The 19593-nt window shown below is 37.5% G+C and carries 22 protein-coding genes; 14 read left to right on the top strand and 8 right to left on the bottom strand.

Annotation, left to right across the window (positions count from 1 at the left end; all coding sequences use genetic code 11):
• Nucleotides 1–181: 181 nt before the first annotated feature.
• Nucleotides 182–580: a hypothetical protein gene (locus MKX72_RS12935; RefSeq protein WP_014459877.1), complete on the top strand. Its 399-nt coding sequence runs from the start codon at nucleotides 182–184 to the stop codon at nucleotides 578–580.
• A gap of 22 nt (nucleotides 581–602) precedes the next feature.
• Here MKX72_RS12935 and ku read toward each other — a convergent pair whose 3' ends face one another.
• From ku to sspO, 4 genes are all read right to left on the bottom strand, one after another.
• On the bottom strand, nucleotides 603–1436 hold the full coding sequence (ku, locus tag MKX72_RS12930; RefSeq protein WP_155008077.1) for a non-homologous end joining protein Ku: 834 nt from the start codon (nucleotides 1434–1436) through the stop codon (nucleotides 603–605).
• A gap of 150 nt (nucleotides 1437–1586) precedes the next feature.
• Complete coding sequence (locus tag MKX72_RS12925; protein ID WP_033579124.1) at nucleotides 1587–2027, bottom strand: Hsp20/alpha crystallin family protein; 441 nt, start codon at nucleotides 2025–2027, stop codon at nucleotides 1587–1589.
• Nucleotides 2028–2179: 152 nt separating this feature from the next.
• Nucleotides 2180–2320 carry a small acid-soluble spore protein P gene (locus tag MKX72_RS12920; protein ID WP_013057256.1) on the bottom strand — a complete coding sequence of 47 codons (141 nt, stop codon included), beginning with the start codon at nucleotides 2318–2320 and terminating at the stop codon, nucleotides 2180–2182.
• A gap of 212 nt (nucleotides 2321–2532) precedes the next feature.
• On the bottom strand, nucleotides 2533–2682 hold the full coding sequence (gene sspO, locus MKX72_RS12915) for a small acid-soluble spore protein O (RefSeq protein WP_013083371.1): 150 nt from the start codon (nucleotides 2680–2682) through the stop codon (nucleotides 2533–2535).
• 221 nt (nucleotides 2683–2903) lie between these two features.
• Between sspO and acnA the strand changes: the two genes are divergently transcribed.
• The 4 genes from acnA (at nucleotide 2904) to MKX72_RS12895 (ending at nucleotide 6962) form a co-directional block, all read left to right on the top strand.
• On the top strand, nucleotides 2904–5624 hold the full coding sequence (gene acnA, locus MKX72_RS12910) for an aconitate hydratase AcnA (RefSeq protein ID WP_033579123.1): 2721 nt from the start codon (nucleotides 2904–2906) through the stop codon (nucleotides 5622–5624).
• A 194-nt stretch (nucleotides 5625–5818) separates the two neighbouring features.
• Nucleotides 5819–6418, top strand: a complete 600-nt coding sequence (locus MKX72_RS12905; RefSeq protein WP_049164862.1) for a TlpA disulfide reductase family protein — start codon at nucleotides 5819–5821, stop codon at nucleotides 6416–6418.
• 212 nt (nucleotides 6419–6630) lie between these two features.
• On the top strand, nucleotides 6631–6774 hold the full coding sequence (locus MKX72_RS12900; protein WP_014459884.1) for an FbpB family small basic protein: 144 nt from the start codon (nucleotides 6631–6633) through the stop codon (nucleotides 6772–6774).
• Nucleotides 6775–6818: 44 nt separating this feature from the next.
• Nucleotides 6819–6962 carry an acid-soluble spore protein N gene (locus MKX72_RS12895; protein WP_014459885.1) on the top strand — a complete coding sequence of 48 codons (144 nt, stop codon included), beginning with the start codon at nucleotides 6819–6821 and terminating at the stop codon, nucleotides 6960–6962.
• 31 nt (nucleotides 6963–6993) lie between these two features.
• Here the strand turns inward: MKX72_RS12895 and MKX72_RS12890 are convergent, their stop codons facing one another.
• Nucleotides 6994–7605 carry a hypothetical protein gene (locus MKX72_RS12890; RefSeq protein WP_034266493.1) on the bottom strand — a complete coding sequence of 204 codons (612 nt, stop codon included), beginning with the start codon at nucleotides 7603–7605 and terminating at the stop codon, nucleotides 6994–6996.
• Nucleotides 7606–7777: 172 nt separating this feature from the next.
• Between MKX72_RS12890 and tlp the strand changes: the two genes are divergently transcribed.
• From tlp to MKX72_RS12875, 3 genes are all read left to right on the top strand, one after another.
• The gene (gene tlp / locus MKX72_RS12885) at nucleotides 7778–8020 is read left to right on the top strand and encodes a small acid-soluble spore protein Tlp (protein WP_013057249.1); all 243 of its coding nucleotides are present in this window, start codon (nucleotides 7778–7780) and stop codon (nucleotides 8018–8020) included.
• Between the two features lie 112 nt (nucleotides 8021–8132).
• Nucleotides 8133–9560: a phospholipase D family protein gene (locus MKX72_RS12880; protein WP_155008078.1), complete on the top strand. Its 1428-nt coding sequence runs from the start codon at nucleotides 8133–8135 to the stop codon at nucleotides 9558–9560.
• Nucleotides 9561–9638: 78 nt separating this feature from the next.
• Nucleotides 9639–10067: an acyl-CoA thioesterase gene (locus tag MKX72_RS12875; RefSeq protein WP_049164856.1), complete on the top strand. Its 429-nt coding sequence runs from the start codon at nucleotides 9639–9641 to the stop codon at nucleotides 10065–10067.
• Between the two features lie 35 nt (nucleotides 10068–10102).
• On the opposite strand, the gene MKX72_RS12870 is transcribed toward MKX72_RS12875, so the two are convergent.
• Together MKX72_RS12870 and plsY are read right to left on the bottom strand one after the other, a co-directional pair.
• Nucleotides 10103–10393, bottom strand: a complete 291-nt coding sequence (locus MKX72_RS12870; protein ID WP_013057245.1) for a HesB/YadR/YfhF family protein — start codon at nucleotides 10391–10393, stop codon at nucleotides 10103–10105.
• Nucleotides 10394–10772: 379 nt separating this feature from the next.
• Nucleotides 10773–11366 (bottom strand): glycerol-3-phosphate 1-O-acyltransferase PlsY, encoded by a 594-nt coding sequence (gene plsY / locus MKX72_RS12865; protein WP_014459891.1) that lies wholly within the window; start codon nucleotides 11364–11366, stop codon nucleotides 10773–10775.
• 205 nt (nucleotides 11367–11571) lie between these two features.
• Between plsY and MKX72_RS12860 the strand changes: the two genes are divergently transcribed.
• From MKX72_RS12860 to MKX72_RS12845, 4 genes are all read left to right on the top strand, one after another.
• Nucleotides 11572–11985 carry a CoA-binding protein gene (locus tag MKX72_RS12860; protein ID WP_048019240.1) on the top strand — a complete coding sequence of 138 codons (414 nt, stop codon included), beginning with the start codon at nucleotides 11572–11574 and terminating at the stop codon, nucleotides 11983–11985.
• A 333-nt stretch (nucleotides 11986–12318) separates the two neighbouring features.
• On the top strand, nucleotides 12319–14295 hold the full coding sequence (parE, locus tag MKX72_RS12855; protein ID WP_028413163.1) for a DNA topoisomerase IV subunit B: 1977 nt from the start codon (nucleotides 12319–12321) through the stop codon (nucleotides 14293–14295).
• Nucleotides 14292–16718 carry a DNA topoisomerase IV subunit A gene (parC, locus tag MKX72_RS12850; protein WP_033579117.1) on the top strand — a complete coding sequence of 809 codons (2427 nt, stop codon included), beginning with the start codon at nucleotides 14292–14294 and terminating at the stop codon, nucleotides 16716–16718. Before parE ends, parC begins: the two co-directional genes overlap by 4 nt.
• A 215-nt stretch (nucleotides 16719–16933) precedes the next feature.
• Nucleotides 16934–17755 carry an alpha/beta fold hydrolase gene (locus MKX72_RS12845; protein WP_098626588.1) on the top strand — a complete coding sequence of 274 codons (822 nt, stop codon included), beginning with the start codon at nucleotides 16934–16936 and terminating at the stop codon, nucleotides 17753–17755.
• Here the strand turns inward: MKX72_RS12845 and MKX72_RS12840 are convergent.
• Nucleotides 17741–18382, bottom strand: a complete 642-nt coding sequence (locus MKX72_RS12840) for a LysE family transporter (protein WP_034266485.1) — start codon at nucleotides 18380–18382, stop codon at nucleotides 17741–17743. The genes MKX72_RS12845 and MKX72_RS12840 overlap by 15 nt on opposite strands.
• A gap of 152 nt (nucleotides 18383–18534) precedes the next feature.
• Here MKX72_RS12840 and MKX72_RS12835 point away from each other — a divergent pair, with 152 nt between their 5' ends.
• Nucleotides 18535–19302 (top strand): YqcI/YcgG family protein, encoded by a 768-nt coding sequence (locus MKX72_RS12835; RefSeq protein WP_033579114.1) that lies wholly within the window; start codon nucleotides 18535–18537, stop codon nucleotides 19300–19302.
• On the top strand, nucleotides 19277–19585 hold the full coding sequence (locus tag MKX72_RS12830; protein ID WP_013057236.1) for a cupin domain-containing protein: 309 nt from the start codon (nucleotides 19277–19279) through the stop codon (nucleotides 19583–19585). The genes MKX72_RS12835 and MKX72_RS12830 overlap by 26 nt, the downstream gene beginning before the upstream one ends.
• Nucleotides 19586–19593 lie beyond the last annotated feature (8 nt).

Below are 19593 nucleotides of genomic sequence, written 5' to 3'. Positions count from 1 at the left end.
AGGTAGAACGTGAACAAGCCCTTTTTTTATGCGTTGACATAGTGTTAAGTTTTTTATGTTTTGATGACATTTCGAGATTTTAGTTGTATTTTCCTGTTGAATTTTCTAGAATAGTAGAGAATAAAACCGTATCGAAAAGAAGTCGTATCATGTGCAGAGAACGTATCAGGAGGACAACGAAGTGAAAAAGATTCTACTATTCACGTTAGTAGCGCTATTGGCAACTTTTTTTATTGACAGGGTATACAGCGAACGCAACCAAGCGCAACTTCAGCAAACCGTAATTAATGAAATTAAAAAAACAAATCAAAGTAAAGAAGAAGCTTCCATCCTTGATTTTAATGAATTATGTGATTTTAGATGGGATAAAGTATATGTTTTTGGACCGGAAACGACCCGCAGTGAGGTAAATGAAAAGCTGGGCTTCAATTGGTCTGAAGCAAAAGCAAAAGGTATTGGAAAAGATAAAAAAGATAACTTTATTGTTTTTGTGGAAAATGATCAAGTAACGCAATATTTAAAAATACCGGCGTCATATGGAGCTATTGTTCCTAAGACTTCTGTTGCAAATGAAAGCTAACGAACTTCTTCGTTAGCTTTTTTTATGCTTTCTTTTTTAAGGATGACGTTTTTTTCTCTGCTGTTGATTTTGTCGGTTGTAAAGTAGAAGGATCTATGCTCACCTTTAACATTTCCATTAAATGTCGAATATCTCGTTCTTCGCTTCCGCTTACTTTTGTAACTTCGCCTTGCTTTATTTTTTGTTGAATGACGCTTTGTAAGGCATCTCGGTAGTTGTTTTTGTAAATAGATGGATTAAAAGAAGTAGATAGCTTATCAATTAATTCCACCGTCACTTGTGTATCACTTTCATTAACAGAAGAAGTAGTAGATAAGTTAGGCACATCTGTGACTGAACGAAGTTCTTCTTCAAAATGCATCGTGTGAAGAACGAGAGAGCCGCCCACGGAACGAATAATGGCGATTTGCTGTTTGGAATATAAAAATACATTGGCAATACCGACTTTATACGTTATTTCAAGTGCATTTAATAACGTATAATAAGCTTTTAGGCTCGTTTCTTCAGGAGAAATATAGTAGGGCTTATCAAAAAACAGGGGATCAATGTCATCTAACGAAACAAAGTGCAACAATTCAACAGCTTTGTTTGCTGCAAAGGGCTCTTTGACACGGTCAATTTCCTGTTGTGAAAGTACAACAAACTGACCGGTCGCGGTTTCGTATCCTTTAACCAGTTCATCGGATTCTACTTCTCGTCCACACGTTTGGCAATGTTTTTCTTGATGAATGGGTGTATGGCAAACGGAGTGCAGTGTGCGCAGCTTTACATCTTTTTCTTCAATTGCTCCGTGCAGTTTAATAGGGATGTCAATTAATCCAAAGCTGATTTTACCTTTCCAAGCAGTATGAAGCATAAATGTTCTCCTTTTACTCTTTTTTAGTAGTGTGCCGTAAAACAAATGAGATATCCAATTGTTTTGAAAAGGAAAACTTTCTAAAAAAACTATGTGCTAAATAAACAATTAAATAGTTCCAATAAAGCTGCAGAGACAACATCTGCAGCTTTATTGGAACTCAATAGGGACTATTGGCTGATTAGATTCATTTGTCTCATGTTTGGAAATCGTAATTTCAAGAATTTCGTTACTAAATGTAGCGGTAATCTTTTTATTCATCAATGGAAACGGAAAGTCAATTGTACGTTCAACGCTTTCTTCCATTTGTTCTCTTGCAAGCGTTCCTTGCTTTTCATCATGAAATTCTCTAAGGCAGTATTTTTTGGCTGTGAGCTGTAAGTGGTCAGCTTGTATCTGAACGATAATATCCTTAGGGTGATACCCTAATAATTCAGCTTCGACAATAAATGATTGTTCTGTTTCAAATAAATCTATACGAACGGAATCATAATCTAAATAACTCATAAAGGGATTTGAAAGCATGACTTCTAACAACTCTTGAAAGCCTTTTACAAACATTTGGTCTGCTGGCAGACGCTTGTTTTTCATTTCTACGTTCCTCCATTATTTAAACTGTTTCACTTTACTATCATATGCGCGTTTATGTACTTAGTGAACTCCTGTGCAAAGAATAAGCTTGAAGTACTAGCTGCCTTTTCTATGCATAAAAAAGCAAGCTCTGTAGAGAGCTTGCCGCTGTTTTACATATCATGTCCGCTATTGTGTTTTTGGCGAGAATGCTTACGGTTCTTTACTTTATGAGATCCGCTTAGCGGTTCGGGCTGTCCAGAATTGCTTTTTGGCGCATTTCTTCTGATGTCTTTGCTGCTGTTTTTGTTCATAGTTAAACCCTCCCTTTCATTTATTAGGGTGGGATAGTGACAGGGGATTTATCCGATGAAAAATTCCCCTTTCTAAAAATAGGTTTAGCAAAAACAGGAAATGGGAACAGAAAAAAAGCGCCATATATAATGACGCCTTCTCGTTAGATTTCATGGAGTTAAACGATTTTGCTTTTCTAACTAGTGATTAGTATATCCAATAAGAGAATGTTTTATTGATTTTTTTTGCGTTTTTTATTATTTTGTTTCTGTTGTTCGGTTAATGGTTCATTTGAAAATTCTTCATTATAACCCGCTCCTTTTCCTTGAGCGCTAGCCGCGTTAGCTCCAGGAATGACGTGGTTTGACTTGCGTTTAGCCATGTTGAATCACCTCCGTTTCTAGCATGCGTAAAAATCAATGAAATATGAATTATTAGAAAAATAAAAGGCAGATGGAAAAAGGTTATAAGTGAAACTTATGTTAATTAATAACATTCTTTTTATTTACTTATGTATAATATTATATTAAGATAGATGGTGAAGGGAATAGAGGATGGGGTAAGTAAATCCTTTATACATAGAATTTTAAGGGGGTAAAAGCAATGACTAAAAAAGACGTTTTTAACGCTCGTTCGTCATTCGATCTTAATGGCAGCACATATAATTATTACCGCTTACAAGCTTTAGAGGAAGCAGGTTTAGGTAACGTATCTAAGCTGCCGTATTCAATTAAAGTATTATTAGAATCTGTTCTTCGTCAGGTAGATGGCCGTGTTATTACAAAAGAACACGTCGAAAACCTTGCAAAATGGGGAACAAAAGATATCAAAGATATCGATGTTCCTTTCAAACCATCTCGTGTTATTCTTCAAGATTTCACTGGAGTTCCAGCGGTTGTAGACTTAGCGTCACTTCGTAAAGCAATGGCTGATTTAGGAGGAGATCCTGACAAAATCAATCCAGAAATTCCAGTAGACCTCGTTGTCGACCACTCCGTACAAGTTGATAAAGCAGGTACAGCTGACTCATTACGAATTAATATGGACCTTGAGTTTCAACGTAATACAGAGCGCTATAATTTCTTAAGCTGGGCTCAAAAATCATTTAATAACTATCGTGCAGTTCCGCCAGCTACTGGTATCGTGCATCAAGTAAATTTAGAATATTTAGCAAACGTTGTTCATGCTGTTGAAGAAGATGGCGAATTCGTAGCTTTCCCTGATTCTCTAGTAGGTACTGACTCTCATACAACGATGATTAATGGTATCGGTGTTTTAGGATGGGGTGTTGGCGGTATTGAAGCGGAAGCAGGCATGCTTGGTCAACCTTCTTATTTCCCAGTTCCTGAAGTAATCGGTGTTAAACTTGTTGGTGAATTACCAAACGGTACTACAGCTACAGACTTAGCGTTAAAAGTTACGCAAGTGCTTCGTCAAAAAGGAGTAGTCGGAAAATTCGTTGAATTCTTCGGTCCTGGCGTAGCAGAACTTCCATTAGCTGACCGTGCAACAATTGCTAATATGGCTCCTGAATACGGTGCAACATGCGGGTTCTTCCCAGTTGACGCAGAGGCATTAGCATACATGCGTTTAACAGGAAGAGATGAAAAAGACATTCAGGTTGTCGAACAATATACAAAAGCAAACGGTTTATTCTTTACACCAGAAAATGAAGATCCAATTTTCACTGATGTTGTTGAGATTAATCTTGCTGAGATTGAAGCAAATCTTTCAGGTCCAAAGCGTCCGCAAGATTTAATTCCACTTTCTCAAATGCAAACAGAATTCAAGAAAGCTTTAACAGCTCCTGTTAGCAATCAAAGCTTCGGACTTGATGCTAAAGACGTGGATAAAGAAGTTACGTTTAAGCTTGCAGACGGTTCAGAAACAACAATGAAAACAGGTGCCATCGCTATTGCGGCTATCACAAGCTGTACGAACACATCAAATCCTTACGTATTGGTAGCAGCTGGTTTAGTTGCGAAAAAAGCGGTAGAAAAAGGATTGGATGTTCCAGCTTACGTGAAAACTTCTTTAGCACCAGGTTCAAAAGTAGTAACGGCTTACCTTCAAAATTCAGGATTGCTTCCATACTTAGATAAAATCGGCTTTAACATCGTAGGCTATGGCTGTACGACTTGTATCGGTAACTCTGGTCCACTTGAAGCTGAAATTGAAGCAGCGATTGCAGACAGCGACTTGCTTGTAACGTCTGTTCTTTCAGGAAACCGTAACTTTGAAGGACGTATTCACCAATTAGTAAAGGGTAACTACCTTGCTTCTCCACCGCTTGTTGTAGCATATGCACTGGCTGGAACGGTAGATGTAGATTTACAAAAAGATCCAATCGGCATTGATACAGACGGCAATGAAGTATTCTTTAGCGACATCTGGCCTTCTCAAGATGAAATTAAAGAAGTTGTTAGCCGTACCGTAACGCCTGAATTATTCCGTAACGAGTATGAGCGTGTATTCGATGACAATGAGCGCTGGAATGAAATTAAAACGAGCGAAGATGCTCTTTATACGTGGGAGAATGATTCAACATACATTCAAAATCCACCGTTCTTTGAAGGCTTATCAGAAGAGCCAGGTGAAGTAGAACCGTTAAATGATCTTCGCGTAGTAGCGAAATTTGGTGACTCAGTGACAACGGATCACATTTCACCAGCGGGTTCAATTGCAAAAACATCACCTGCAGGTCTTTACCTTCAAGAAAACGGTGTAGAACCAAAAGACTTTAACTCATACGGTTCTCGTCGTGGTAACCATGAAGTGATGATGCGCGGTACGTTTGCAAACATCCGCATTAAAAACCAAGTAGCTCCTGGTACAGAAGGCGGCTGGACAACGTACTGGCCAACAAATGACGTAATGAGCATTTATGATGCTTGTATGAAATACAAAGAGCAAGGTACAGGTCTTGTTGTACTTGCAGGTAAAGATTACGGCATGGGAAGTTCTCGTGACTGGGCAGCAAAAGGCACAAATCTTTTAGGTATTAAAACAGTAATCGCTGAAAGCTTTGAGCGTATTCACCGTTCAAACCTAGTATTAATGGGTGTTTTACCTCTTCAATTTAAAGATGGTGAAAGCGCGGATACATTAGGTTTAACTGGAAAAGAAACAATTGCAGTAGCAGTTGATGAAACAGTAAAACCACGTGATCTTGTAAAAGTAACAGCAACTGATGAAGCTGGAAACAAAAAAGAATTTGAAGTACTGGTTCGTTTCGATAGTGAAGTTGAAATTGATTACTATCGTCACGGTGGTATCCTTCAAATGGTGCTTCGTGATAAATTACAGTCTAAAACACATGCGTAAGGTATAAAGAAAAAGAGCGGTTCTCGTGAGCCGCTCTTTTTTATGCAAACGCACCGTTTTCGACAAAAAGTGAGAGGGAAATATGCTATATTATAAAAGAAAATGCCCGATAAAAGGATTATTTTAGTAGATATTGCACATATCTATTAGTACATAGATTATCACTTTTTAGAAGAAATAAAGGAGCCGATCATATGGTTAAAAAAATAATTGCGGTCTTGCTTCTAGTAGGCTTTCTTAGCTACGCACTTTGGGAAGGGCTTTCTCCAAATGAAGCATCCGATAATTCTAACTTAAGCGAATACAAGGATTTAAATATTAAAAAAGGCGATAGTGCTCGTCAGGCTTCTGGTCAAGCTTATGGGTTAGAACCAAAAGATACAGCACCTCCGTTTACACTTTCAGATACGAACGGAAAAACTGTTCAATTATCGGACTTTAAAGGAAAAAAAGTTATTTTAAATTTTTGGGCCACATGGTGTCCGCCGTGTCAAAAAGAAATGCCCGATATGCAAGCATTTTATAAGAAATATGGAAACGACGTACAGCTGCTTGCGGTTAATTTAACTTCATCAGAAGGTAGTAAACAGGCAGTATCTAAGTTTCTGAGAGAAAAACAGTTTACGTTTCATGTATTATTGGACGACCAAGATACTGTGGGAAGTAAAAAATACCGGGTGTCCACCATTCCGACATCTTACTTTATAGATGAAGAAGGGAAAATTGTTCAGCGAGTGAATGGTCCAATGACGCTTAAACAAATGGAAAACTTTGCTCAACAAGCAGCGAATTAACTTCGCTGCTTGTTTTATTAAAAATGAAACTTATTTACTTTACCATCGTATATATAGATAAGTCAGTAAATATGTCAAACTTTCTTACAACTTTTCAAAAAGTATGTTTACTTATCTGACAAATTGGTTACAATATAGATAGTTATATGATATCAGTTTCTTTTGATTTTTCAGATTTTTCATAAAAATTACATAAAGTAGGTGTTGGAATCATGAGAAAATTACGCAAACGTTCATTTGAAGAGTTAGTGCAAGAAAATAAAACGCAGCTGTTAAAAGATCAGTCAGAAATTGAACGCATTGAATTGGAAATTGAAAAGCGGTTAGAAGATCGTATGCTTGAAAGAGCTGAATAACTTTAAAGTAAGTTGGTTAGAGTAACGGTGAGGAGGGGATAAGCATGGGAAATCCTAAAAAACAAAGCAAAAGTTTTGTTCCGAATCACATCGGCACTCAACCGAGAGAAGCTGGTGGAAATAACGGAAAACAAATGCAAGATACATCCGGCAAGCATCCTCAAGTTATTCAAACCAAAGGTGAATGAATAAAAAGTCGCTGAATTCAGCGACTTTTTATTATTTGAATTCTACTGTGAATAAATAAACGTAAGGGTTGCTCGAAATAAGCTCTTTAACAACTTCTCCGTCATCGGTTGAAAGCGGAGCAACTCGTATGCCACTGCCATCGTCACCAAATAAAGCAGCAACTGGATATGGTTTATTCATTTTCACTTTTTGTTTTTTCTCTAATCCAGTAAAGGAATAGCCGTTCATTTTCTTTGGCTTTTCCGCTTCTATCCCTAGGTTTGTATCGTTGCTTCCCACATTAAACATTACTTTGTGAGTATCATCATCGATTTTATATGTAATAGCAAACATGTCAAATTCTTTTGAAACAGTCAACCCTCCTGAGAATAAAGGTTGTTTGGCTTTTCCCTTTTCATAATAAGTAGCTTTTACATAAGCTTCTTTTGCTCCATTAGGAGCTTTAACATCGTATGCCATGATATTGCTTTTGTAGTCTAAGTTTGTCACGGCTAACATTTTTTCTTCATGTTTTGAGTAATGGTGAGGCTTGATAGAGGCACTTATTGTCAATTTTGATGCCAATGAAGTTTGCGACATAAAAAATACGGCAAGCACTGCAATAAAGATGACGCTTAGTAATGTTATCATTCGTTTGGTCATAGCGATTCCCCCTTTGTATGTATATATTACCATATTATGTATGTTTTATATATACATTTTAACTTAATTATAATTATATTATGTAAACTAAAATCATTTTTTTCCACTTATAGAGATGAACAAATCCGGCATACTACAATTGTAACAAAGTTATTTTGAGGAGGAAGATACAATGGCATGGAATAAACCGAATCCAGACGATCGCAGTGATAACGTTGAAAAATTACAAACAATGGTACAAAATACAATGAAAAACATTGAAGAAGCAGAAGAAGCTGCTGCATGCAGCACTGAAGAAGAACGTCAGCGCATTCAGCAAAAAAATCACAATCGCGAAGTAAGCATTGAAGCAATGCGCAGCGAAATAAAAGATGAATCAGAAGCTCGTCAAAATGGTTACGAAGGTACGATTTAATAAGTAAAACAGCGACAATAAGCAGCTAAAAATAAACGGTTTTAGCTGCTTTCTTTCTATATTTTTTTAGTAAGGTGAATAATAATATAAACTAGCGAAGAGGTTTATGTAGGTGAAAAAGCACGTGAAAAAGAAAATAGTAAGAATTTTGGTCAGTTTACTTGTCGTTTTGATTATTGTGGGCTCTTATCACACGCATAAGCCCTTGCCAAAAGGAGTTTCATACGAAAGTAGGCCTCACAAAGTAGAAGATGTATTTCTTTTATCGGACCTAACGTATCAAGACCAGCAGACGTCGGTTTCCGAACAACATATTTTTCAAGCAGTTACGAATGCGATTGATGACGCAAAAGCTTTTATTATTATGGATATGTTTCTATTTAATGGCTACTATAACCAAGGTGAAACGTTTCCTCACCTTAGTGATACGCTTGCAAGTAAGCTGATTGAAAAGAAACGAAAACATCCTACTATCGAAATCGTCTTTATTACAGATGAAATCAATACAACCTACGGCTCACATGATTCAAAGTGGTTAGATTCACTGCGGCTAAACGGAATCAAAGTGGTGCAAACCAATTTATCTAAGCTCAGAGACTCCATTCCACTATATTCTTCAGTGTGGAGAACTTTTGTTCAGTGGTTTGGTGAAAAAGGAACTGGATGGATCACGAATCCTTTCGGAAATAATGCGCCTAACGTGACGGCCCGTGCTTATTTTAAGTTGTTAAATGTAAAAGCTAATCACAGAAAAGTAGTAGCAACCGATCAAAGCGTTATTATCTCCTCTGCCAATCCTCATGATGCAAGCTTTTATAATTCCAACATGGCCTTTGAAGTAAAAGGGAATATCATTGGAGATGTTGTAAAAAGCGAACAAGCCGTGTCTGATTTTTCTTACGGAGGAGATTTACCTCGGTATAAGAAGAAAGAAAAAGAAAAGGGAGACCTCTATGTTCAGCTGTTAACAGAAGGCAAAATCTATAAGCACGTATTAAATGATTTACGTCATGCTAAAAAAGGCGACGATGTGTGGATTGGCATGTTTTATCTTGGAGATCGAGACGTAATAAAGGCGCTTTTGAAAGCTTCCGAACAAGGGGCAAACGTACGATTAATTTTAGACCCTAATGAAAATGCGTTCGGAAGAAAAAAGTTCGGACTGCCTAACCGTCCAGTCGCAGCAGAACTTGTGAAAAAATCTAAAGGCGATATTAAAGTTCGCTGGTATCATACGGGAAAAGAGCAGTATCATCCTAAAACTTTATTTATTCGAAACAAAAGAAAGGCAATGATTATTGCAGGAGCAGCAAATTTCACAAAACGAAATTTGGATGATTTGAACTTAGAAACGGATATTAAAGTATCAGGACCTCCTAACAAAAAGGTTATGACGGAACTAAACGCTTATTTTGACCGCCTATGGACAAATAAAGACTACACATACACACTTCCTTATAAAAGGTATGAAAATAAGATGACGAGGCTGGAAACACTGATATATCGTATTCAAGATGCGCTTAGTCTTACAACATATTGAGTAATAACCAAACTAGTAGGAGTATATTCTCCTTATATGGTAAGATAAAACAGGAACAGTGCAAGAGGAGGTAGAATCATGCTAGTATCGAAGAAAGAAATCGAAGTGCGCTATGCAGAAACCGATCAGATGGGCGTTGTGTATCATGCTAACTATTTAGTATGGATGGAAATAGGCCGAACACAGTTTATCAGTGATTTAGGTTTTAGCTATGCACAAATGGAAAGAGACGGTGTGCTGTCGCCAGTTATTGATATACAGGCATCATATAAAAAGCCGCTTCATTATGGCGAGACAGCTGTGGTACATACTTGGGTTGAGAACTATGACGGTCTACGCGTTGTGTACGGATACGAAATTTTTAATTCAAATGAAGAACTTGCGTTAACAGGAACATCGTCACACGTATGTGTAAAAAAAGAAAACTTTAAGCCTATTTCGATTCGCCGTAATTATCCGGAATGGCATAAAGCCTATGAAGACGCCAAAAAGCAGGGTCAAGCGTAAGAATAAAAAGCATCGATAAATCGATGCTTTTTTTCTTACGCTTCGTAATGAAAGTCAGGTTCTTTTGTTTCTTCATTATAATTTACGGTCAAATCATGACCATCAAAGTACCAAAGGTCTTCATCTTCTACGAAAAATGTTAAACCGTCAACTTTTGTTTCAACGCCAACGTTTTTAGGAGAATCTGTGTTTACACCTAAAGAAAAACCTTTTTGAACGTTGCTGCATCCGCCGTAGCGAACAAAAAAGCGAATTGTTTCGTTTCCTTCTAGCATCATTTCGTCTTTGTACCACGTAGCTGCTGCTTCTGTTACTGTTAATTTCATTAATTATGCTCCTTCCAATACTGCGGATACATTTATTATAGTAGAAAGATAGATAAATTACCAATATATACGAATCCAGCTAGGAAGGAATAAGATAAAATAAAATAAAACGATTTAATATAGAGGCGAATGCTTCATTTCTATATTAAATCGTTTCATTCTTTCATTTAAAATCATATTGTTTTCCAATGGTTTCCCAGCAGTGAACGCAGTAGCGGCTTCCTTCTAGCTGTGAATCCATTTTCTTATTACGTTTGCAAATGGGACATTTTTTCTTCACATTATTCACCTCCTTATTTTAGTATCAGTATAACTAATAAACAAGAAATGTATTCGCTTACAAAGTGGTTATAAAAAAAGAAATAAGAGGATCTTCCTCTTATTTCTTTTTACCTGATAAAAATGTGACTTTCGGTTCTGTTTTGTTAAGAATTCGCGTAATGTTTGCGCGGTGTCTGTAAATGACAAAGGCTACAATTACACCAATAATCATAATAAGCATGTAGTCTTGTTTAAATAGCGTGTAGATAAAGGTTAATACCCCAGTAACCATTGATGACAGTGATACATACTTCGTTATGTATAAGCAGATAAAAAAACATAATAGCACGAAAACAAATAAAAGAGGTTCATAACATAAAATCACTCCGGCGGATGTGGCAACAGCTTTCCCGCCTTTAAATTTTGCGAAAATAGGAAAAATATGACCAATGACAGCAAATAAACCAATGAAGAGAATGTTTTGATTTGTATCAAATAAAAGCGGTAAAGAAGCTGCTAGGGTGCCTTTTAGAATGTCTCCAAGCGTAACGATAATTCCGGCTTTTACACCCAATGTACGAAATGAGTTGGTGCCGCCTAAATTGCCACTTCCATGCTCTCGTATATCGATGCCGTATCCTAGTTTTCCAACAACTAGTCCAAAAGGAATAGAGCCCAAGATATAGGCAAGAATAGGTAATAAATAATTCATGTTTGAAAGCTCCTTTATTTCTATATCGTTTCTATTTTACCATGAGATACTTAAAAAAACATAGTTAGTTTTGGGTGAGAGCCAATTATTTTTAAAAAAGAAGACGTTTACAAAAATAGAGAAAACGGGTACTATATGCAGGAAATCAACTGTAAATCGCGAATGTTGTTCAGTACATATTATATAGCTAAGAGAGGTAATAGACATGTCCATTAAAATTCCTTCCCGTCAAGAGCTTGGCAAAATATTGAAAAAAAGCAAGCGCATTGCTGTAGTAGGTTTATCAGATAATCCTCATCGAACGTCTTATATGGTTTCAGAAGCCATGCAGCAGCAAGGTTACGAGATAATTCCGGTGAACCCAACAATCAACTCAGCGCTCGGCGTAAAAGCCGTATCTTCATTAAAAGAAATTGAAGGGCATATTGATATCGTTAATGTATTTCGTCGCTCTGAGCATTTGCTTGAAGTTGCAGAAGAGTTTTTAAAAGTAGATGCAGACGTATTTTGGGCACAATCTGGTTTAATTAATGAAGAAGCATATGACCTGCTCGCTAAAAAAGGGTATACTGTAGTTATGGATCGTTGTATAAAAGTCGAGCATGCTTTAACAAAGTAAGATCTATAAGCAGAACAACCAACCCATGCACACTGCTTGCATGGGTTTCACCATGCGTTGAAATAGTAAGAGAGTTTCCGCTACAATAGACGTTAGACAGCTAGCTTTATAAGGCTTATAATCCATGAATACACAAGATATTGCTTTTATAATACGGAAATTTGTGCTAAAATCTTGTAAGTACGCAAAAATAGAAACATACGTTCTGTTGATGCGAACACTATAAAATTAAAAGATAGGATACATGATCATTTATTCTTAGACACGAAGCGCAAACGTTTGTGTTTCATACATAATGTAGTAATGTTCGTTGTGATGAAAGGGGTAGTATGAATGGCTCGGAAACAACAATTTAATTATAATGAAGATGCAATTCAAGTACTAGAAGGATTAGATGCCGTTCGTAAACGTCCTGGTATGTATATTGGAAGTACGGATACACGAGGTCTGCATCATTTAGTATATGAAATCGTCGACAACTCTGTCGATGAAGCTCTAGCAGGCTACGGAGAAGAAATTATTGTAACCATTCACAAAGATAATTCAATTTCTGTACAAGATAAAGGTCGAGGTATGCCAACGGGCATGCATAAACTAGGAAAACCAACGCCTGAAGTTATTTTAACCATCTTGCATGCAGGAGGTAAATTCGGACAGGGTGGATATAAAACAAGCGGAGGCTTACACGGAGTAGGTGCATCTGTTGTAAATGCGCTGTCTGAATGGTTGACTGTAACTATTCATAGAGATGGATTTATTTATGAACAGCGTTTTGAAAATGGAGGAAAGCCGGTTACGACGCTAGAAAAAATAGGGAAAACAAAAAAAACGGGAACAACGATTCATTTCAAACCGGATGCCACGATTTTTTCAACAACCGTGTACAATTATGATACGCTTTGTGAACGGCTCCGCGAATCGGCTTTTCTGTTAAAAGGATTCAAAATAGAGTTAATCGATAAAAGGCATGATCGTCAAGATATCTTTCATTATGAAACAGGTATTCAAGCCTTCGTTTCATATTTAAATGAAGAAAAAGATTCACTTCATCCAGTCGTCTTTTTTGAAGGGATTCATCATAATATTGAAGTTGAATTTGCATTTCAATTTAACGATGGTTATTCTGAAACCATTTTATCATTTGTTAATAATGTTCGTACCAAAGACGGGGGAACGCATGAGTCCGGTGCAAAAAGCGCTATGACGCGTGCGTTTAATGAATACGCCCGTAAAGTAAGCCTGCTAAAAGAAAAAGACAAAAACTTAGAAGGAACGGATATACGAGAAGGATTAGGAGCCATCGTTTCCGTTAGAATACCTGAAGAGTTGCTTCAGTTTGAAGGACAAACCAAAGGAAAGTTAGGTACAAGTGAAGCTCGTTCGTCGGTAGATGCAGTTATTTCTGAAAAACTTGCCTATTTCCTAGAAGAAAATCCAGACGTAAGCTCTCTTCTTGTAAAAAAAGCAATCAAAGCTGCTCAAGCGCGTGAAGCGGCACGTAAGGCGAGAGAAGACGCAAGAAACGGGAAAAAACGAAAGCGTCAAGAAACTGTTCTAAGCGGGAAGTTAACGCCTGCGCAATCAAGAAATCCTCAGCGAAACGAACTGTACCTAGTCGAAGGGGATTCCGCCGGAGGTTCAGCAAAACAAGGAAGGGATCGCCGCTTTCAAGCTGTGCTGCCGCTGCGAGGGAAAGTTATCAATACCGAAAAAGCCAAACTTCAAGATATTTTTAAAAACGAAGAAATTAGTACGATCATTCACGCGATAGGCGGAGGAGTAGGCGCAGATTTTACAATCGATGATATTAACTACGATAAAATAGTCATCATGACCGATGCGGATACGGATGGGGCTCATATTCAAGTGCTTCTTCTAACGTTTTTCTACCGCTATATGAAACCGCTTGTGGAAGCAGGAAAAGTATTTATTGCTCTTCCACCGCTCTACAAAGTAAGTAAAGGGTCAGGTAAAAAAGAAGTGGTTGAATATTCATGGAGTGACGAAGAGTTGCAAGGTGCTATCGATAAGGTAGGAAGAGGGTATATGATTCAACGCTATAAAGGTCTCGGTGAAATGAACGCAGATCAGCTTTGGGAAACAACAATGAACCCAGAGACGCGTACGCTGATTCGTGTTCGTATTGATGATGCTGCTCGCGCTGATCGTCGTGTGACCACTTTGATGGGCGATAAAGTAGAACCACGCAGAAAATGGATTGAAAGCAACGTAGCGTTTGGATTAGAAGAAGATCCAAATATTTTAGATAATGAAAATGTATTAACGGTCGCAGAGGAGGACGTACAATGACACAAACAGAACGCTTTTTAGATTTACCTCTTGAGGATGTACTAGGCGACCGTTTTGGTCGATACAGTAAATATATTATTCAAGAGCGTGCACTGCCGGATGCAAGAGACGGGTTAAAACCCGTTCAGCGTCGTATTTTATATGCAATGCACGTAGATGGAAATACAGCAGAAAAAGGGTTTCGTAAGTCAGCCAAAACTGTAGGGAACGTAATTGGTAACTATCACCCTCATGGTGATTCATCTGTATATGATGCCATGGTTCGAATGAGTCAAGAATGGAAAGTTAGAAATGTATTAATCGAAATGCACGGAAACAACGGAAGTATTGATGGAGATCCCCCAGCAGCAATGCGTTATACAGAAGCTCGCCTTTCATCGATTGCTGCAGAACTTCTACGAGATATTGACAAACAAACGGTTGAGTTTGTGTCTAACTTCGATGATACAAGCAGCGAACCAACTGTGTTACCAGCTATGTTTCCTAACTTGCTAGTGAATGGATCCACGGGTATTTCAGCTGGTTATGCTACAGAACTTCCTCCTCATCATTTAGGTGAAGTAATTGACGCAACGATCATGCGAATTGATAAACCAACGTGTACAATTGAAGAATTAATGACGGCTATCCAAGGTCCTGATTTTCCTACAGGGGGAATCATTCAAGGTGTAGACGGGATTAAGAAAGCCTACGAGACAGGTAAAGGGAAAATTATTATTCGCGGAAAAACGGAAGTGGAGTCCATTCGCGGCGGAAAACAGCAAATTGTCATTACGGAAATTCCGTTTGAAGTAAACAAAGCCAACCTTGTGAAGAAAATGGATGAGCTTCGTTTAGATAAAAAAGTGGAAGGTATTGCTGAAGTTCGCGATGAAACGGATCGTACGGGTCTGCGCATCGTAGTAGAATTAAAAAAAGACGCAAATGCTCAAGGAGTACTTCACTTCCTTTATAAAAATACGGATCTGCAAGTACCGTATAATTTTAACATGGTTGCCATTGCTAAAAAGCGACCAAAGCTTATGAGTTTGGCTAACATTCTTGATGCTTATATTGATCATCAAAAAGAAGTAGTAACAAATCGTTCTAAATACGAACTGCAAAAAGCACGTGAACGTGAACATATTGTAGCGGGATTGATTAAGGCACTGTCGATTTTAGATGAAGTTATTGCGACGATTAGAGCTTCTAAAGATAAGCGCGACGCTAAAAATAATTTAATTGGCAAATATGAATTTACAGAACCTCAAGCAGAAGCGATTGTGTCGCTTCAATTATACCGTTTGACAAACACGGACATTACAGCTCTACAAGCGGAAGCTGAAGAGCTAGGTGCTAAAATTAACGAGTTAGAAGAAATCTTACATAGCGAGAAAAAACTTTTTAATGTAATCAAAAAAGAATTACGCCGTGTAAAAAAGCAATACAGTACAGAACGCCGCTCAAAAATTGAAGCGGAAATCGAAGAGATTAAAATTAATCTAGAAGTGATGGTTCCATCTGAAGAAGTGATGGTAACAGTCACAAAAGACGGATATGTAAAACGAACAAGTCTTCGTTCTTACGCCGCGTCTAACGGGCAAGACTTCGGTATGAAAGATACGGACCGAATTTTAGCGAAGTATGAAATTAATACAACCGAAACGCTGCTCATCTTCACAAACAAAGGGAATTATTTATATATGCCAGTGCACGAACTTCCTGATATCAGGTGGAAAGACATGGGTCAGCATATCATGAACATTGTTCCAATTGATAAAGAAGAGCAGATTGTACGAGCGATACCGGTAAAAGAATTTAAAGAAAATCAGTATCTGCTTTTCTTTACGAAAAATGGTATGGTCAAAAAATCAGAATTACTTCAATATAAAGCACAGCGCTACTCCAAAGCTCTTGTCGCCGTTAATTTAAAAGGCGATGATGAAGTAGTGGACGTATATCAAACGGATGGTAAAAAACAAGTGTTTATTGCCACTCGCTCTGGCTACGGACTGCGTTTCCGGGAAGAAGAAATTAATATTGTAGGAACTCGCGCTTCTGGTGTAAAAGGAATTAACTTAAAAGACGATGATTATGTTGTAAGCGGCGTTATCTTCGATGAAGATGAAGCTCTATCAACTGAATTATTTATCGCCACGCAGCGAGGAGCTGTGAAAAAGACAAAAATTGCTGAGTTTGAAGAATCAGCACGAGCAAAACGAGGGCTAGTGATGGTCCGAGAACTAAAATCTAATCCGCATCAAATTGCAAAAGTAAAAGTAATCTCTAAAGAGCATTACATGATAGTGGAATCATCTAAAGGTCAAATCGAGCAGGTTGATCCGTCTACAATGCGAGCTAGTGACCGATACAGCAACGGTTCATTCGTATTGGACCAAAGCGAAGCTGGCAATTTAGTTGATATGTGGCTGGAAGAAAAATAACAAAAAAAGTAGTAAAGTTTTTAAAGCTTTACTACTTTTTTTTACCCAATATTTTTAAATTAAACTATGTTCTAAATAAACAATATAAAATGATTTTCCTACTCCTCATTCCAAATGAACATCATGCATCTCCTACACAAGCCTCTAAGAAACTTTTGAATGTTCAAATTGTCCAAAACATATATATATATAAGAACATCTGGGAGGTGTTATATATGAACTATTTTATTCACGTAACTCCTAAGACTAAACTTTTTGTTCGGGATATTGGAAAAGGGGAACCCGTTCTTTTCCTTCACGGGTGGCCTGTTAACGCTAAAATGTACGAATACCAATTTACAACGCTGCCGGCCTGCGGTATTCGGTGTATTGCTCCTGATCTTCGGGGATTTGGAAAATCAGATACGCCTTTCACCGGCTATTCTTACAATCAATTAGCGGATGATATTCGTATGTTAGTAGAAAAATTAGGACTTAAAAATTATACGCTAGTAGGCTTTTCTATGGGGGGAGCCATTGCCATTCGATATATGAGTAGACACTTAGGATATGGCGTGAAGAAGTTAATTTTATTAGGGGCAGCGGCTCCAAGCTTTATTCAAAAAACTGATTTTCCATACGGACTTCCTTCTGAAGAAGTAAATACAATTATTCAAAATACGTATAGAGATCGTCCTAACATGCTTGAAGACTTTGGGAAAAAATTTTTTAATCAGCCTGCCAGCGCAGCTTTTAGAGGATGGTTTCAAGATTTAGGTTTAGAGGCATCTGGCCATGGAACGATTAAAACTGCGGCGTCTTTACGAGACGAAGACTTACGGGAAGATTTGAGTCAAATTTTCGCTGAGACATATATATTACACGGGAAAAAAGATCAAATTTGTCCATTTGATCTTGCAAAAGTAATGAATCGCCACATTTCATTTTCTACACTGATCCCATTTGAAAATAGTGGACACGGTCTTTTTTATGATGAACGTGAGAAAGTAAATGACACCCTTATTGAACTCATCAATAAAAGCTCAGCCGATAAGTAAGGATACACATTTAAAACCGAATTGGCAGCCAAATAAAAAAAGTAAAAAACCAGCACCTAACGTAATGAGGCGAAAAAGCTTAGGCGTGATAAATTTTCTTGTAAAATGAATGGTGCCCGCAATATTTAAATTCCAAAGAATGATGCCAAAAATAATAAAGAAGCTATGAAAAAAGACGGATAGCCACGTTTGACTTTGAAGACTTTCGCTTAAGCTTGATCCAAATACACCGAACCAAAACACAATATTTAAAGGATTCATAAGAGCAATAAAAAAACCTGTAAAAAACGACTTATCTTTTTTAGCAGAAGGGTTATTTACATCTACTGAAAAGGAACGAGAGACAGCTTGTTTCATACTTTGAAAGCCAACAAATGTGAGCATGACAAAACCCGTTGCATACAGGACAACCGTAACAGCCTGCATCTGAACAAAAGGGGTTAACCCTATTAAAATGAGAAGCATAAATAAGATATCGGCTGTCATTCCTCCTAAACCAACTAGCCAAGAAGCCCAAAATCCTTTTGTCAGACCTCTTTTAATCATCTCTATATTAATTGGACCTACCGGTGCTGCGAGACTAATACCTAGAATTATTTGTTTTATAGCAATCAAAAACCACTCCACAAACACAGCCTCCTTTCTAACTTGTCCAATAGTAGCTTATATATATATAGATTAGAATTTTATAATTTAGAAGCGAGATTTAGTTAAAAATACTCATAAACTTTCTTTTTTTTAATACACATGTAACGTTGAGTTCCATAAGGAGGGTTTTAATGGCATCAAAAATGCTTTTTCGAGCTAATGAGATTTTAGAGTCAACGCATGTCCCGTTCTGGGGGAAAGATGCTTTTCAATATTTCCAAAGCGATATACTATCAGAAGAAAATCCATTTCCCTGTATATTAGGGGTAGAAGGCTTTAAAAAAGATTTACTGCGTTTTTCATTTGTGACGACTCCTTATAACTATCAAGATATTAAACATGCAGCGGCGGCACTTAGAGAATACATAGATACATTTAAGACCATAGGTCGCTATACATCCTTTGTGTTATTCTTTAAGCCTGAACATAAAGAACGGTCAATGGAAGAGTACGAAACGATGTTCTGGGATACGCTGACGTTTCTTCATCAAATTGATCAAAAGAAATGGCCGCAAGATATTCCGAAAGACCCAAAAGATGCATTATGGGAATTTTGTTTTCACGGAGAACCTATTTTTGTCGTCTGTAATACGCCTGCTCATTCTCTACGTAAAAGCCGTAAGAGCAGAGGATTTATGATTACATTTCAGCCGCGGTGGGTGTTTGAAGGTATGACAGGAGATTCAAAAATAGGGAAGCATGTACAAAAAGTCGTCCGCGATCGGTTAAAAACATATGATGACGTATCAGCTCACCCTGAGTTAGGCTGGTATGGACAGCAGGAAAACAGAGAGTGGAAGCAATATTTTTTACACGATGATAATAACCATACTACCGGACAGTGTCCATTTAAATTAAAAAGGAGTGAGCAGCATGGACGTAAAAAAAGCCTCTATTAAAAAAGGAGTTGGAGGAAAGTTTGAAGAAGTAATTAAAGAGCTGCTTCCGGCGTATACTGGATACGTTGAAGTACAGCACGATATTGCTTTTCAAACACATCCGTCTCATACGCATCCAACTGATGAAATTCTTCATATCCTTGAAGGATCTATTTACTTTACAGTTGAACGTGATACGGTTCTATGTCAGGCCGGAGATCGGATACATTTACCGAAACAAACGGTTCATTCTTCAAAAGCCGGTCCTGATGGATGCACATACGTTATTTCCATTTTAAAATAAAGACGAAA

This window comes from Priestia sp. FSL R5-0597 (genome assembly GCF_038006305.1).
In the GTDB taxonomy this organism is placed as follows: Bacteria; Bacillota; Bacilli; order Bacillales; family Bacillaceae_H; genus Priestia; species Priestia zanthoxyli.
This window is presented reverse-complemented; position numbering and strand designations above follow the sequence as displayed.

Bases quoted from the DNA above. Each gene is read 5' to 3' on its own strand.
- MKX72_RS12845 (WP_098626588.1), top strand. From the start codon at position 16,934: ATGAACTATTTTATTCACGTAACTCCTAAGACTAAACTTTTTGTTCGG.
- MKX72_RS12895 (WP_014459885.1), top strand. From the start codon at position 6,819: ATGGGAAATCCTAAAAAACAAAGCAAAAGTTTTGTTCCGAATCACATC.
- MKX72_RS12925 (WP_033579124.1), bottom strand. From the start codon at position 2,027: ATGAAAAACAAGCGTCTGCCAGCAGACCAAATGTTTGTAAAAGGCTTT.
- acnA (WP_033579123.1), top strand. From the start codon at position 2,904: ATGACTAAAAAAGACGTTTTTAACGCTCGTTCGTCATTCGATCTTAAT.
- MKX72_RS12900 (WP_014459884.1), top strand. From the start codon at position 6,631: ATGAGAAAATTACGCAAACGTTCATTTGAAGAGTTAGTGCAAGAAAAT.
- MKX72_RS12875 (WP_049164856.1), top strand. From the start codon at position 9,639: ATGCTAGTATCGAAGAAAGAAATCGAAGTGCGCTATGCAGAAACCGAT.
- parC (WP_033579117.1), top strand. From the start codon at position 14,292: ATGACACAAACAGAACGCTTTTTAGATTTACCTCTTGAGGATGTACTA.
- parE (WP_028413163.1), top strand. From the start codon at position 12,319: ATGGCTCGGAAACAACAATTTAATTATAATGAAGATGCAATTCAAGTA.
- MKX72_RS12870 (WP_013057245.1), bottom strand. From the start codon at position 10,393: ATGAAATTAACAGTAACAGAAGCAGCAGCTACGTGGTACAAAGACGAA.
- tlp (WP_013057249.1), top strand. From the start codon at position 7,778: ATGGCATGGAATAAACCGAATCCAGACGATCGCAGTGATAACGTTGAA.
- sspO (WP_013083371.1), bottom strand. From the start codon at position 2,682: ATGGCTAAACGCAAGTCAAACCACGTCATTCCTGGAGCTAACGCGGCT.
- MKX72_RS12890 (WP_034266493.1), bottom strand. From the start codon at position 7,605: ATGACCAAACGAATGATAACATTACTAAGCGTCATCTTTATTGCAGTG.
- MKX72_RS12830 (WP_013057236.1), top strand. From the start codon at position 19,277: ATGGACGTAAAAAAAGCCTCTATTAAAAAAGGAGTTGGAGGAAAGTTT.
- MKX72_RS12860 (WP_048019240.1), top strand. From the start codon at position 11,572: ATGTCCATTAAAATTCCTTCCCGTCAAGAGCTTGGCAAAATATTGAAA.
- MKX72_RS12905 (WP_049164862.1), top strand. From the start codon at position 5,819: ATGGTTAAAAAAATAATTGCGGTCTTGCTTCTAGTAGGCTTTCTTAGC.
- MKX72_RS12835 (WP_033579114.1), top strand. From the start codon at position 18,535: ATGGCATCAAAAATGCTTTTTCGAGCTAATGAGATTTTAGAGTCAACG.
- MKX72_RS12920 (WP_013057256.1), bottom strand. From the start codon at position 2,320: ATGAACAAAAACAGCAGCAAAGACATCAGAAGAAATGCGCCAAAAAGC.
- plsY (WP_014459891.1), bottom strand. From the start codon at position 11,366: ATGAATTATTTATTACCTATTCTTGCCTATATCTTGGGCTCTATTCCT.
- ku (WP_155008077.1), bottom strand. From the start codon at position 1,436: ATGCTTCATACTGCTTGGAAAGGTAAAATCAGCTTTGGATTAATTGAC.